At 61.4% G+C, this 13631-nt stretch carries 11 protein-coding genes; 2 read left to right on the forward strand and 9 right to left on the reverse strand.

Annotated features, from left to right (window positions below):
- Window positions 1-2 precede the first annotated feature (2 nt).
- Window positions 3-1973 carry an asparagine synthase (glutamine-hydrolyzing) gene (gene asnB / locus ACKVY0_RS05990; protein ID WP_409213882.1) on the forward strand — a complete coding sequence of 657 codons (1971 nt, stop codon included), beginning with the start codon at window positions 3-5 and terminating at the stop codon, window positions 1971-1973.
- A gap of 1 nt (window position 1974) precedes the next feature.
- Here asnB and ACKVY0_RS05995 read toward each other — a convergent pair whose 3' ends face one another.
- The 5 genes from ACKVY0_RS05995 to ACKVY0_RS06015 form a co-directional block, all read right to left on the reverse strand.
- Complete coding sequence (locus ACKVY0_RS05995; protein ID WP_409213883.1) at window positions 1975-2745, reverse strand: tetratricopeptide repeat protein; 771 nt, start codon at window positions 2743-2745, stop codon at window positions 1975-1977.
- A gap of 4 nt (window positions 2746-2749) precedes the next feature.
- Window positions 2750-4015, reverse strand: coding sequence for an amidase (locus ACKVY0_RS06000; RefSeq protein WP_409213884.1), 1266 nt, complete (start codon window positions 4013-4015; stop codon window positions 2750-2752).
- 69 nt (window positions 4016-4084) lie between these two features.
- On the reverse strand, window positions 4085-4699 hold the full coding sequence (locus ACKVY0_RS06005; RefSeq protein ID WP_409213885.1) for a peptidoglycan-binding domain-containing protein: 615 nt from the start codon (window positions 4697-4699) through the stop codon (window positions 4085-4087).
- A gap of 27 nt (window positions 4700-4726) precedes the next feature.
- A complete protein-coding gene (locus ACKVY0_RS06010; protein WP_409213886.1) occupies window positions 4727-5065 on the reverse strand; it encodes a hypothetical protein in 339 nt (112 codons plus the stop codon).
- Window positions 5062-5331, reverse strand: coding sequence for a hypothetical protein (locus ACKVY0_RS06015; protein ID WP_409213887.1), 270 nt, complete (start codon window positions 5329-5331; stop codon window positions 5062-5064). Before ACKVY0_RS06015 ends, ACKVY0_RS06010 begins: the two co-directional genes overlap by 4 nt.
- A gap of 221 nt (window positions 5332-5552) precedes the next feature.
- Here ACKVY0_RS06015 and ACKVY0_RS06020 point away from each other — a divergent pair, with 221 nt between their 5' ends.
- Entirely contained in the window at window positions 5553-8054 is a 2502-nt protein-coding gene (locus ACKVY0_RS06020) for a PAS domain S-box protein (RefSeq protein WP_409213888.1), read from the forward strand.
- Between the two features lie 277 nt (window positions 8055-8331).
- Here the strand turns inward: ACKVY0_RS06020 and ACKVY0_RS06025 are convergent, their stop codons facing one another.
- The 4 genes from ACKVY0_RS06025 to ACKVY0_RS06040 form a co-directional block, all read right to left on the reverse strand.
- Window positions 8332-9435, reverse strand: a complete 1104-nt coding sequence (locus ACKVY0_RS06025) for a PRC-barrel domain-containing protein (protein WP_409213889.1) — start codon at window positions 9433-9435, stop codon at window positions 8332-8334.
- A gap of 134 nt (window positions 9436-9569) precedes the next feature.
- The gene (locus ACKVY0_RS06030; RefSeq protein WP_409213890.1) at window positions 9570-10436 is read right to left on the reverse strand and encodes a YihY/virulence factor BrkB family protein; all 867 of its coding nucleotides are present in this window, start codon (window positions 10434-10436) and stop codon (window positions 9570-9572) included.
- Between the two features lie 3 nt (window positions 10437-10439).
- Entirely contained in the window at window positions 10440-12338 is a 1899-nt protein-coding gene (locus tag ACKVY0_RS06035; RefSeq protein WP_409213891.1) for an AI-2E family transporter, read from the reverse strand.
- A gap of 578 nt (window positions 12339-12916) precedes the next feature.
- Window positions 12917-13480 (reverse strand): hypothetical protein, encoded by a 564-nt coding sequence (locus ACKVY0_RS06040; RefSeq protein WP_409213892.1) that lies wholly within the window; start codon window positions 13478-13480, stop codon window positions 12917-12919.
- Between the last annotated feature and the right edge of the window lie 151 nt (window positions 13481-13631).

A 13631-nucleotide genomic window follows, 5' to 3' on the forward strand; every position in this document is an offset into this window, starting at 1 on the left:
GCATGTGTGGCATTGCTGGTGTGATGGACCTGGCCGGGAGGCGAACGGTGCCCGAAGGTGTGGTCGAACGGATGGCGCGGGCGCTGCTTCATCGTGGCCCGGATGAGGAAGGATTCTTTCGCCGCCCAGGGGTTTCGCTGGCGTCGCGCCGGTTGAGCATCGTGGGCCTGGCAGACGGGCAGCAGCCGATGAGCAATGAGGATCAAAGCGCGTTCACGGTCTTCAATGGTGAGCTGTTTGACCATGTGGAGAAGCGCGCCGAGCTGGTGGCGCGCGGACATCGTCTGCACACTCACTGCGACACGGAAATCATTCCGCACATGTGGGAAGATCATCAGGAAGGCATGTTTGAGCGGCTGCGCGGCCAGTTCGCCATCGCCCTCTATGAGGTGAATCGTCATCGTCTGACGCTGGGGCGCGACCGCTTCGGCATCGCACCGCTGTACTGGACGCGCCAAGGCGACTGGCTGCTCTTCGCCTCCGAAATCAAGGGCCTGCTGGCCTCCGGCATGGTCACGGCCAAAGCCGACCTGCACGGCCTGGATCAAATTTTCACCTTCGCCGCCATGCCGGGGCCGGCGACGTGCTTTGAAGGCGTGCAGCTCTTGTCTCCCGGCCATTATTTGCAGATCACGCCGGGCGAAAACGGCACGGCACCCGTCATTGCGGACCACGCCTACTGGGAAATGGACTTTCCGGATCGTGGCGACGAAAACATCGAGACCGACCCGCGCAAGCTGGTGGATGAGTTCGAGCAGTTGCTGCTCAACGCGGTGGACAAGCGCCTGCGTGCCGATGTGCCGGTGGGCGCGTATCTCTCCGGCGGTCTCGACTCCAGCATGATCGTGGCGATGGCCTGCAAGCTCAAGGGCACCGCCATCAACACCTACACCATCCGCGTGGACGATCCCGCGCTCGACGAACTCAGCGCGGCGAATAACACGGCCAAGCACATCGGCACCAAGCCGCCCATCGTGCAGGAGTTTCGTGCCAGCGACGCGCTGGCGACCTATCCGGAACTCATCCAGGCTGCCGAGTGCCCGGTGATTGACACTTCCTGCGCGGCCTTGATGCAACTGGCGCGGCGTGTGCATGCCAACGGCCAGAAAGTCGTGCTCACTGGCGAAGGGGCCGATGAATGGCTCGCCGGCTATCCCTGGTATAAAATCGCCAAGATCCTCGGCATCCTCGATCTCGTGCCGGGCATGCGGCTGAGCAACACGGTGCGCCGCGCGTTCCTGCGCTTCAGCAAGGTGCCGCAATATCCCGCCGCGTTTCGCCATCACCTGGAGGAATGCGTCGGCGGCCCCAACGCCTGGATTGATTCCTATGGCGTGCTCGGCCTTGCCAAGCTGCGCTTTTATGCGGAACCGATGCGCGAGGTGCTCGCGCACGCCCGGCCCTGGGCCGGACTCGGCATCAATCTCGAACGCGCCAGCCGCTGGCATCCGCTCAATCGCGGTCTCTGGGTCGGCGCCCGCGTCACGCTGGCCGGACACCTGCTACAGGCCAAGGGTGATCGCGTGGCGATGCATTCCTCCGTTGAGGTGCGCTATCCGTTCCTCGATGAAGCTGTGTTTGACTTCACCGCCAAACTCCATCCGCGCTGGAAGCTGCGCGGCTTCCGCGACAAACATCTGCTGCGCCTTGTTGCCGAGCGCTGGCTGCCGCCCGCGATTGCCCGCCGTCACAAAGTCATCTTCCGCGCCCCGCTCGACAGCTTCCACATCGAGCCCGAGCCGAAATATATCGGCGAGCTGATGAGCGATGAATCCCTGCGCCGCACCGGCTACTTCGATGTCGCCGCCGTGCGCCACTGGCGCAAAGCCTTCCGCCAGATGCGTCCCGGCTCCCTGCCGCGCCTTTCCGTGGAAATGGGGCTCGCGGCAGTCGTTGCCACCCAGCTTTGGCATCACACCTTCATCGACGGCTCGTTGGCGGATCTGCCGACTTCGGTGGTTGCCTCAAAATGATTCATGGCAGCTTCGCCAGGGCCAGGCGGCCGCGTTCCTTCAATTCAGGATCGTCATGCTCTTTGTTCGGCATGGCCATGCCTTGGGTGATGAACTTTCGCGCCTCATCGGTGCGCCCCATTTGTGCGTAGGTGCGGCCGAGTTCGATGTAGTGCCGGAGGCGGTTGGGATTGATGGCGATGGCCTGGTCAAAGCACGCCACCGCGGCTTCGTTCGTGGAGGTTGGCAGTTTGCCGTAAATGAGGCCGCCCAGAGTGCGCTTGAGCACGCCGATGTTAGCGAGCGCCTGGTGCCAGCGGCCGAGCACATGCCAGGCCACATCGTTGCGCTGATCGAGTTTGAGCGCCTTGTCGGCTGCCGCCTTGATGCGTGGCGAGGCATCCACCTGTTCTCTGGTGCCTTGAAACGGCAGCATCTTCCCATAAGTGATGGCGGGGGAAAGCTGCGCTTCAGAGTCGTTCGGCGCGAGCGCCGCCGCACGCCGCCCATAGCTCAGAGCACTGCCGCCGAGACGAAGTTTCTCTGCGCTCGTCGTGGCGTCGGTCATCAGATGACGGTACTGCCGCGCGATGCGCACCAGCAGGGGCACGTTCTGCGGCTCCAGTTTTTCCGCCGGCAGATAATACTCCAGCGCCTTGCCGGCCTGGAATTTGCGGTCAAAGACATCGCCGCTGCCCATAAGGTCGCTGGCGGACTGTGCCCGGACCGTTGCGCTGGTCAGCAGCAGTGCCGTGGCCATGGAGATGGCGTGGAGAAGAGAAGAGAGGTGCATGGTATTAGGATTTGGTTTCGATCAAGCGGCCCGCATTCAAGAGTTCCGCCTCGCTCAACCGCGGCCCCACCAGTTGCAAGCTGGTCACGGGAACGGTCTTGCCTTTGGCTGGCATTGCGATCGGCAGCGCCAGCGCGGGATTGCCCGCGAAATTCACACCCACGGTGTTCTGCATGTCAAACACCCGCCATTCAAACACGGCATCCGAGCCCCAGAACGGCATTTTAGGCGGCAGGCCTTGCAGCGTCGGCACGGCAATGAAATCCACCCGCTTGAAGACCTGGCGAAGATCACGCTGCCATGCGGCTTTCCGCTTCAGCGCCTCTTTGTAATCACCTTTATAATCCAGCTCACCCGAACTGATGACGAGCTTCGTCAAGAGGCTCACGCCCTTCTTGTCGGCATACTTTTGATCGTTCAGCCAAGTGTCGGCCAGCGCCACCACCTTCCCGTCCTTTTCCGCCTGCTGCCATTTGGCCTGAAAGCTCTTGTTGAGCTTGATGACCTTGAAGCGCTTGGCGGCCAGCACGTCGTCGAGGGCCTGGTCGATCGCGGGATCGGTGCCATCCAGGTACAGCCGCCCGATGGTGATGTGCCGGGCCGATGGTTTGTCGGCGACGGCCTGCTCATAGCGAGCCGCAAAGCCGCGCTGCAACAAATCCATGCCCTGCACCAGATGGTTCATGTTCCTGGCCATCGGTCCGACGGTGTCCAAATGTTTGGGTGAGATCGGAAACACACCCTTGGTCGAAACTAGGCCAAAGGTCGTCTTCAGGCCGTAAATGCCGCAGCAGGCCGCCGGCACGCGGATCGACCCGCCAGTGTCCGTGCCAAATGCCACATCTGCCATGTCCGTGGCCACCGCCATGGCCGAGCCGCTCGAAGAACCGCCGGGGATGACGTCGTTTTTGCCATCCAGACGGCTTCGTGGGCTGCCAAAAAAGCGGTTCTCACCGGAAACTGTCACGGCAAACTCCGTGAGATTGGTTTTGCCCACGATCCGCACCTTCCGTGCCCGCGCCAGCGCCAGACACGGCGCATCCCGCGCCGCTGGGGCGCTGGTCTTCGCGATATACTCCGATCCCGCCGAGGTGACCCGGCCTTTCATGTCGATGTTGTCTTTGACCGCCAGGCGCAGTCCTGCGCTGTTGGCAGGCGGCGGCCAGTAGGCAATGAAGGTGTGTTCACGAGCATACTTTGCCTGACGTTGCTGCGATGAGGAGCAGGCGCTGAGACAAATCAGCAGCAGCAACCTGGGAAGATATTTCATGCTTCGATGAAGGGTGCTGGCTGCCGCAGTGAACTCCTAAAAGTCACACAAAGCATGCCGGTGGATGTGTCATTGCAGTCCCAGCGAGCGCAGCAGGAGGGCGGTGATGGCGCCGGTCACTTGCTGGCCCTGCGACTGTTGGTAGTTGTTCATCGCCCGCATGGATTGCGGGCCAAATCTGCCATCGACGGAACCTTGATAGTAGCCAAGCCGGGCGAGCGCCTGCTGCACGCGGGCATCATCGGAATTCATGCGATAGGCGTCCTGGTTGTAAAAATCCCGTGGGATGGCACCATGGTTGGCAAAGTAGCGGACGTCAGGACGCTCATAGTAATAGGGCGAGTTGGGCGGCCCGTAATAGTAGCCCGGACCGGCATAGCCATCGCCCTTCGACAGCTTGAATTTCGAGCCAGGATGCGTGAGGTAAACTGGGTGGTCCTTATCCTTGAATTTGTTCCCTGGAAATCCGAAGGCAGGAACTTTCACGCCATTGTTACCTTGGTTGCCTGAATTGCCTTTGCCGGCTGAGTTGCCTGAATTGCCCTTTTCGCCTGAGTTACCCTTGCCCTTGCCGTTCCCGCCTTTGTCTTTGGCTTGGGTGGTTGGCGCAAGTGCCAGCACACCGAGAGCCGCGATGGTGGCAGCACTCAGGATTTGGCGTGAAATGATGGATGGTGTTTTCATGATGTGTTTGAGAATGGATGGAGTTGCTTAACGAAACAGGCCTTTGATGCTGCGGCTGAACTTGTTGAGTTTGCGGTCGAGATGGAGATCGCCCAGGCTGTTCATGCCTTGGTCCACCGCCTGCACGCTGTCTTCCGCCAGACCGGCAAGGCGCTGCTGGATGTCTTCCAGCAGACGCACGGCACGGTTACGCGGCGGCGCTGGAGCCAGCGCACGGGCGATCAAGATGACGGCGATGCCAAAACCCGCCGCCGCGAGTAGCGTGCCACCCGGATGCTGACGCACACACGTTTCGAGTTGGTTGACGGTTTTGGCCACGGCAGGCGGCAGGGGCGAGTCAGCGATAATATCAGGGAGAGGATTCACGATGGGATCAGGGGTGGATTTTTTTGACAGCAGAGTTCCATGGCCTTGGTGACGCCGAGGGAAAGCAGGACGGGGCGCACGAGCGCCGCGCCGACGACTGTGACCGTGCCGGCCAGAACCCTGGTCGGCAGCAGGTTGATGAGCAGCCCCACGCCGAGTGCGGCGGCCACTGCGGTGCCGGGTTCACGCCGTGCGAAGGCTTTGATGTCATCCAGCGTGCGCCGGAGGCAGAATTCAACAGGTGCGGCGGGTGATGGGTCGTTCATAGGAGCGCAACGTGCGCTCGGCCCGGCGCATTCACCATGGGGTGAAACCCCACCGCGCCAATCACTCCACACCACTGCCAAAGGTAGGGTTTCACCCCATAGAGGAACGCAGCGCCCTGCCGGACCCTCATCTTGGAGAGCCAGCCATTGATCACATCCGGAGAACTAACGCCATCACCACCAAACCTGCCCTGCCCACACCGCCTGCTGAAGCTGCAACGATGGGGACCATCGCCGAAGTTCAACGCAACGAAGCTCTTCTGAAGACGGGCGCGTTGCAAAACGCGATCCTCAACAGCGCCAACTTCTCCAGCATCGCCACGGACGAGAAGGGCGTGATCCAGCTCTTCAATGTCGGCGCCGAGCGCATGCTGGGCTACACGGCTGATGAGGTGCTCAACAAGATCACTCCAGCCGAGATTTCCGATCCGCAGGAAGTCGTCGCACGCGCCGCCGCATTGAGTCTGGAGCTGGGCACCACCATCGCGCCAGGCTTCGAGGCCCTGGTGTTCAAGGCCTCGCGTGGCATCGAAGACATCTATGAACTGACTTACATCCGCAAGGATGGCAGCCGCTTCCCCGCCGTGGTGTCCGTCACCGCGTTGCGTGACAACAAGGGCGGCATCATCGGCTATCTCCTCATTGGCACCGACAACACCGCGCGCAAGCAGGCGGAGGAGGCGCTGCTCAAAGCGGGAGCCTTGCAGAGCGCGATCTTCAACAGCGCCAACTTCTCCAGCATCGCCACGGATGCGAAGGGCGTCATCCAGATCTTCAATGTCGGTGCCGAACGCATGCTGGGCTACACGGCTGCCGAGGTGATGAACAAGATCACCCCGGCCGAGATCTCCGATCCGCAGGAAGTCGTCGCGCGTGCGGCGGCTTTGAGCGTCGAGCTATCCACGCCCATTACGCCGGGCTTCGAAGCCTTGGTGTTCAAGGCCTCACGTGGCATCGAGGACATCTATGAACTGACCTACATCCGCAAGGACGGCAGCCGCTTCCCCGCCGTGGTCTCGGTCACGGCGTTGCGTGACGATCAGGGTGGCATCATCGGCTATCTCCTCATCGGCACCGACAACACCGCGCGCAAGCAGGTGGAGGAGGAGCGCACGAAGCTCGACCAAAGTCTGCGCGATCAGCAGTTCTACACACGCTCGTTGATTGAATCCAACATCGACGCGCTGATGACCACTGATCCCTCCGGCATCATCACTGACGTGAACAACCAGATGGAGTCGCTGACCGGACGCTCGCGCGAGTCACTGATCGGAGCCCTGTTCAAAAACTACTTCACCGACCCGGCACTGGCCGAGGCAGGGATCAAGCGGGTGCTCAGCGAGGGCAAAGTCACCGACTATGAACTCACGGCGCGCGCCAAGGACGGCAAGGAAACCGTGGTCTCCTACAACGCCACCACCTTCCATGATCGCGATGGCGTGCTGCAGGGCGTCTTCGCCGCCGCGCGCGACGTCACGGAGCGCAAGCGTTGGGACCAGGCCCTGCGTGAGAACACCATCGAACTGGAGAAGGCCAAGGCCATCGCGGAGAAGGCCAACCTCGCGAAATCCGACTTCCTTTCCAGCATGAGCCATGAGCTGCGTTCGCCGCTCAACGCGATCCTCGGCTTTGCCCAGCTCATGGAGTCTGACTCGCCAGTTCCCACGGCCAGCCAGAAATCGAGCATCGACCAGATTCTGCACGCCGGCTGGTTTCTGCTGGAATTGATCAACGAGATTCTCGATCTCGCCGTGATCGAGTCCGGGCGGCTGTCGCTTTCATTGGAGCCAGTGTCGCTGCCCGAAGTCATGATGGAATGCCAGGCCATGATCGAGCCGCAGGCGCAGAAGCGCGGCATCAGCATGTCGTTTCCGAAGTTCGAGGCCCCCTGCTATATCAAGGCCGACCGCACGCGCTTGAAGCAGGTGCTCATCAATCTGCTGTCTAACTCGATCAAATACAACAAGGCCGGCGGCACGGTCGTGGTGGCCTGCGTTTTGAGCACCGGTGGTCGCATGCGCATCAGTGTCCGGGACACGGGCGCGGGACTTTCGCCCGAGATGCTGGCGCAGCTCTTCCAGGCCTTCAATCGTCTCGGGAAAGAAGCCGGCGGCGAAGAAGGCACCGGCATCGGCCTCGTCGTCAGCAAGCGCTTGGTGGAACTCATGCAGGGCGCGATCGGCGCGGAAAGCACCGTGGGTGTGGGCAGCGTGTTCTGGATCGAACTGATCCACGACACGGACCCCCATGCGGAATACATCAAAGCCGCCAGCACTTCGATGGCCGCCTCCCACATTCCGGCCGGCGCGCGCACCCGCCTCCTGCTGTATGTCGAGGACAATCCCGCGAACCTGAAGCTCATCGAGCAGCTCATCGCCCGCCGCACTGATCTGCGCCTGCTTACCGCGCAGAATGGCAGGGACGGCATCAACCTCGCCCGCGGCTATGTGCCGGATGTCATCTTGATGGACATCAATCTGCCCGGCATCAGCGGCATTGAGGCCATGAAGCTCATCCGGCTTGATCCAGTCACGGCGCACATCCCCATCGTGGCCCTGAGTGCCAACGCCATCCCGCGCGACATCGAGAAAGGACTGGAAGCGGGCTTTTTTCGCTATCTCACCAAGCCCATCAAGGTCAATGAGTTCATGGAAACACTCAACGTGGCGCTGGAGTTCGCCGAAAAGGCCGTCCAGAGCGAGGCGTTCATGGCTAAGCCGTAACGATGCAGTCAAAGGCAGTGGACGAAGACAGACTCAAACACCCGCAGGTGAAAGCTCGCGGCAGCGCTCAGCGCAAACCCAACTGCATGGTTACGGCTAAGGTAGAAGACGCGTTGGAGAATGTCGAGATCGTGTCCGTTCCGGGCACGTGATGCATGGTAAGATGGTGGATGTGGAGAGTTTCCTGCGGGAGGCCAGTCCCAACAACCAACCGGAGGTCGTTGCGAACCTCCGGCTGATCTTGATGCAAATCGTGCAGACTTATCGTGAACCGTGATCAGTGCGGCCTGACTTCGATCAGATTGCTCACATTTTCCGGCCTGCCTGCCTGCTTGGCGATCTCACCGATTTTGCGTTTGCCCTCGATGGTGTTGACGTGGCCGCGCAGGGTGGTCTGCGCGTTGACCGTGACGACTTCCACGCCTTTGGCATGCCCGGAGAGGCTGGGATCGGCCTGGATGGCCTGCTTGATGCGGCTGGTTTTTTGTTCGTCGCGGAAGTTCAGCCCCTGCGCCATCGGGATGGCGTTGCTGACAATGCCTTCCTGCGCGCTTTGCTTGGAATGGAGGCCCTTGTCGGCCTGCACCTCCCGGTTCACATAGGCTTCCTGCTGGAAGGATCTACGACTGGCGTCGCTCCACTTAAAGCTCGGCTCGCCCTTGAGTTCCGCCCGGGTGTTGTCCAGCACCAGACTGGTGTGTGCCGGAGTGTAGCGCAGCGCTCTGGGCTGGATGACGTGACTGCCGTTGCCACCCATGGCTTGAGTATCAGTCACGACGTGGGTGATGTGGCCCTTGGCAAAATCCATCATCAGGCTGGACACCTTGCCCATATACTGCCCCTGCGTGTTGTTGATTTGCATCCCCAGGATGGCCTCGGTGCGCTTGACATCTCCAAGCTGCAAAATCTCGGCATTTTTTTGGACTGCCTGGCCCTCCAGAAAGAACCAGGGCTGCAAACCGAAGTAACGGATGATCGATGCCACACGACTGCGATTGGAATAGGCCGCCACATCGGAGGTCTTGAACTTGGGAGCGGCATTGAACCGTGCCCTGCTCATGTCAACACGGAGCACTTTCTGGGCTGCATCCAGCGTGAGTGCGCGCGGCGGGATGGAGGTGGTCCTGCCACCGAAGCCCAAAAAGCCGCCGCTGGTGGTCACGACCACTTCGACCAAGCGTGCATTTTCCAGATCAGCGGTGATGAATTTAACCTTGCCGAGCCTTTCATTCTGCAAGTTCCAGACTTCCAGGCCGATGAATTCCGTGAAGCTTTCCTCCTGCCGGAACACATTCACGTTGGGTTTGGGCGTTTCGACTGCCTGCAGACAGAAGCATGACGCAGCGAGAACGCTGGTGATAAGGATAGGTTTCAAGTTCATGAGGGGCGTTCGTGTTGCCTTGGTTGGCGGCTTGTGGGTTGAGGATGCGCGTCGCAAAGTGTTTCTGTCGCAATGATCGTGCCGGCACCCCGCAGATGCTATGGGGTGTAACCCCACGAGAGGCTGCCGTGGGATCAGCCAGCTTTCACCGCGTCTTCATCATTCCGGTGTGAGCCGAAACGCATGGCGTAAACCCGGGTGAAAGCCGCGCCGAAAAACAAGATCTGCGCGGAGTAGAACACCCAGACCAGGATGATGATGAGCGATCCTGCCGCACCGTAGCTGGAGGCGATGGCACTGCGCCCGAAGTAGAAGCCAAGAATGAACTTCCCCAGCTCGAAGAGCACCGCCGCAATCACCGCGCCGATCCAGACATCCCGCCAGGTGATGAGCGCATCCGGCACTAGGCGAAAGATGAGCGCAAACAACAGTACGACGACCAGCAGGGAGATCGCGGCGTTGCCCCATTCCCACGGGCCGCCCAAGCCGGGATACCGCGCCAGCAGCCAGCCGCCCGCTGCGGCGAGGGCGGCGGAGAACATGAACGAGACGAGCATGAGAAAGCCCATGACGAAAACCATCGCAAAGGAGAAGACGCGCTCTTTCACCAGGATGAAGACCGGGTGGCGCTTCGAGGACACGCCCCAGATTTGATTCAGCGAGTCCTGCAATTCACCGAACACGCCAGAGGCGCCGATGAGCAGCACGATAAAACCGACGAGGGTGCCGAAGATGCCGGTGCTCTGCGCCGCAGTCTTCGTCAGGATCATTTCCATCATTTCCGCGCCTTCCGTGCCGACAAAGTGCCTGAACTGTCCGACAATTTCAGCGCGGGCGGCATTGTGCTCCACCACCACACTGACCAGCGACAGCACCAAAATGGCCAGCGGTGCGAGCGAGAAGACGGTGTAGAAAGACAGCGCTGCGCCCATCTTCGGCACGCGGTGCGCGTCCCATTGGCGGAATGTTTCTGCCAGGAGTGAACCAAAGGCTTTCATCATTTGTTATTTTTTAGCCGAAACTGGCGCGTCGGCTGGGTTGGTTGCAGCAGGGGCATCGATCATCCGGCCAGAACACTTCGAGAGCTGCGTGACGGCCTCAGCCAGTGAGACGACGACTGCATCCGCCCCCGAGGTGCGGAGGCGCTCGGCGGCAGTGGTCACGTTCTCCGTGGCACCCCACAGACCGACCACAATGTTCAGACGCGGCAGGCGCGCGCGCAGTTTCGCGCTCAGATGGCGGGCATGGACAATCGTGCTGGGTGCAACCACGGAAATGCAGACGGCGTCCACGGTGGTGGTGGCCGCCAGATCGATCAACTCACCGGTCATGAGAGTGCGCGAGGCGTTTTGCGCCTCGACGGCCGGCGGGCGCAGTAACTGCACCAGCATCAGGCCAGCCAACTCATCGCGCTCCGCATGCGCGGGGAGGCAGAGGATGCGGCAGGGCGGTGACCAGGGCGGCTCGACGCTTGCAGTCGCGACGGCCTGTGCCGCTTCCACCTTGGGTGCCGGTGTCGGCGGCCGGAGCTCGATCTCTCCGACGAGATCGCGGACGGATTGCAGCACTTCAAGGCGCTGCTCGTCATCGAGCGCCTCGCGCCGGCAATCCATCTCCACCGCACTGATCACCGGAATGAGGACGGCATCGTAGAGCGTGGTGGTGGAGTTCGTTTTGAGATAGGTCTCCACCAGCTCATCGGCCTTGTTCAGATCCTGCGCGAGCAGCCGGTAGTAGCATTCCTCGTGAGGTGCCAGCGCCTCCTCGTCGCTGAGCAGCACGCTGAGGAATTCCAGCTTCGGCACATGCCGCCCGATCACGACGAGACAGACCGTGAGGGGCGTCGAGAGCACGAGTCCCACCGGCCCCCACAGCCAGGTCCAAAACACCGCCGCGACGATGAGCGCGATCGGGGAGACGCCCGTGCTCGAGCCGTAGAGCCACGGCTCCATGACGTTGTTGCTCAATAATTCCAGCACGACGAACAGGCCGATGGTGAGCAGCGGCACCGTCCAGCCTGGCGAGACGGCGAGTGCGAGTATGATCGGGAAGGCGGCCGCGATCCACGGCCCGATGTAGGGGATGAAGCGCAGCACGGTGGCGAACGCACCCCAGAGCACGGCATTCGGCACGCCGATGAAATGAAGCCCGAATGCCACCGCAACGCCGTAACTGACATTCACCACCAGCAGCATGAGCAGGTAACGCGAGACGCGCTCGCCCGCGTCATCCATCGCGTGCGTGGTGGCGCTGATCCGGCCCTGACCGATGAGGCGGATGAGTCGGCTGCGCAAATCCTCGCGCTGGTGCAGCATGACGATGACCAGCAAGAGCACGAGCGCCGCAGTGCCCAGCGGGCCGAGCAGCGGCGCGATGATCGACTGCGCGACGTCCATCGCACTGGTCCTCAATGCCTCGACCTCCTTGGCGGGGGCGGCGGGCAGCGGGATCCTGGCCGGCTCGGGCTCGCTCGGCGTCGCGGTCACGACCGGCGCGGGGGTTTCAGCGCCAGTCAGGTCTTTCTTTAACTCCTCGACGGTGTCGGAGAATCGGGTAAACACGCCGCCCTTCGGGATTTGAAAGGAGCGCAGCTTGGTTTGGATGTTGACCTTGTAGTCGGGCAGTTGCCGGGCCAGATCGATCACCTGCCGGGTCAACACCCAGCCGGTGAAGCCGGTGACGGCGAACAGCATCAGCACGACCATGAGCACCGCCGCGATGCGCCCGATCCAGCGCTCCAGGCGCGTGACGATGGGGGCGAGCAGGAAGGTGAGCAGCGTCGCGAGCGCGAGCGGTATGAGGATGTCCTGCGCCAGATAGAGCGCCGCCATCACGAAGGTGGTGAGCAGGAGGAGCCAAGTCCCGCACAGCGCTATCGCGGCTGAATTCTTCGTCACTTGCATAAGTCAGCGTGGCCTAGCTGCGGCCTGCCGTTGCTCAGACCTTCATTCATCGCTGGCGGCGCTTCCGGCTTGATGAGTGTTGCAGTCATGAGTGGCAAAATTTGAGGTTGCTGCCGACGCGGCGGTGCTGACCGGACCTTGACTCAACGGCGCGTGGGGGTGGCGGTGATGCAGTTTGTCTGTGTGCTCATTTTCACCGTAGTGGACGCTAGGCCATGCGCCGACCCTGCCGCTATGGGGTGAAACCCCACCCTCGTCCGCTCAATGTCCGCAGCGGCCAAAACGACAGATGCGCGCCTCCGTTGTCATGACTTGGCAGCTGTTTTGGCCCTCCGAATTCGTTTGGTCTGAAGTTCCGCCTCTTTTTCCAAACCCAGCGTGTCCCCGCCTGCTGTGGCCAGCGTGGCGAGCCGATCTTGGAACTCAAGATCACGGCCCAGCGTGCGCAGCGCACGACTGACCGGCAGAGGCTGGGATGGGGATATGGCAGACTTTACGGCTTCACCCCAAACGCCGCGAGTTCCTTGCCTGCGCTGTTCGACACGCGAAGCGCGCCGCCAACCGGTGATGGAGTGCTCTCAATCCTCCACGTCATCGCTTGCCTGTTTGTTCGCCGCCAGAATGGCGGCAAGCGGATCGGGAGCAGTGAGGATTTCATCAGGCAATGAAAAGAGGCGGCGGAAGGCGCGCTGGCGTTCGGCATCCGCTCCGATGCGTTCAGGTTCCGGCGGGCGCGTGAGGTGCTCGTGCCAGCGCGAGACATCGCTGAAGAGTTTGTGGTAGTTCCGCGACCAGCGCGCGGCTTCTCGCTGCGCTTCATCCAGCCAGGCGATGAGGTCAAGACGGTCCACGGCGGCGAGGCGTGCCTCGGCCTTAGCGAGATCCTGCTCGACACCAGCGAGCAGCGAGTGCCAGATGATAAGGTAAACGGGTGAGTCTGCCGGTCGCTTGCCAGCCTTGTAGCACGCATCACACCACAGGGTATCCTTGATGATGCCGGTCAGCACGGTTGACCCGGACAAGACGGAGCCAATCTTGAAATGCAGCATGCAACAGTCGAAGTCCTTCGTCTGAAGCGAGGACTGCTCGGCACCGCAGTCGGGACAGATCAGCGGCTTCTTGAAATGGATGGTGTCGAACATTCCCATGCCCGAATGATGCGCAGAAACGCACGCCGGGACAAGGGCGTTCTCTGTTTACGATACGAGGGGCCGCTTCTTGAACCGTGACAAGGAAGTCAATGAGCCTCTGCGACCGTCCAGCCTCTGCGGTTAAAACCAGGTAACCGCAGAG

The organism is Prosthecobacter sp., from assembly GCF_046154365.1.
Lineage (GTDB): Bacteria > Verrucomicrobiota > Verrucomicrobiia > Verrucomicrobiales > Verrucomicrobiaceae > Prosthecobacter.

Bases quoted from the DNA above. Each gene is read 5' to 3' on its own strand.
- asnB (WP_409213882.1), top strand. From the start codon at position 3: ATGTGTGGCATTGCTGGTGTGATGGACCTGGCCGGGAGGCGAACGGTG.
- ACKVY0_RS05995 (WP_409213883.1), bottom strand. From the start codon at position 2,745: ATGCACCTCTCTTCTCTTCTCCACGCCATCTCCATGGCCACGGCACTG.
- ACKVY0_RS06000 (WP_409213884.1), bottom strand. From the start codon at position 4,015: ATGAAATATCTTCCCAGGTTGCTGCTGCTGATTTGTCTCAGCGCCTGC.
- ACKVY0_RS06005 (WP_409213885.1), bottom strand. From the start codon at position 4,699: ATGAAAACACCATCCATCATTTCACGCCAAATCCTGAGTGCTGCCACC.
- ACKVY0_RS06015 (WP_409213887.1), bottom strand. From the start codon at position 5,331: ATGAACGACCCATCACCCGCCGCACCTGTTGAATTCTGCCTCCGGCGC.
- ACKVY0_RS06020 (WP_409213888.1), top strand. From the start codon at position 5,553: ATGGGGACCATCGCCGAAGTTCAACGCAACGAAGCTCTTCTGAAGACG.
- ACKVY0_RS06025 (WP_409213889.1), bottom strand. From the start codon at position 9,435: ATGAACTTGAAACCTATCCTTATCACCAGCGTTCTCGCTGCGTCATGC.
- ACKVY0_RS06030 (WP_409213890.1), bottom strand. From the start codon at position 10,436: ATGATGAAAGCCTTTGGTTCACTCCTGGCAGAAACATTCCGCCAATGG.
- ACKVY0_RS06035 (WP_409213891.1), bottom strand. From the start codon at position 12,338: ATGCAAGTGACGAAGAATTCAGCCGCGATAGCGCTGTGCGGGACTTGG.
- ACKVY0_RS06040 (WP_409213892.1), bottom strand. From the start codon at position 13,480: ATGTTCGACACCATCCATTTCAAGAAGCCGCTGATCTGTCCCGACTGC.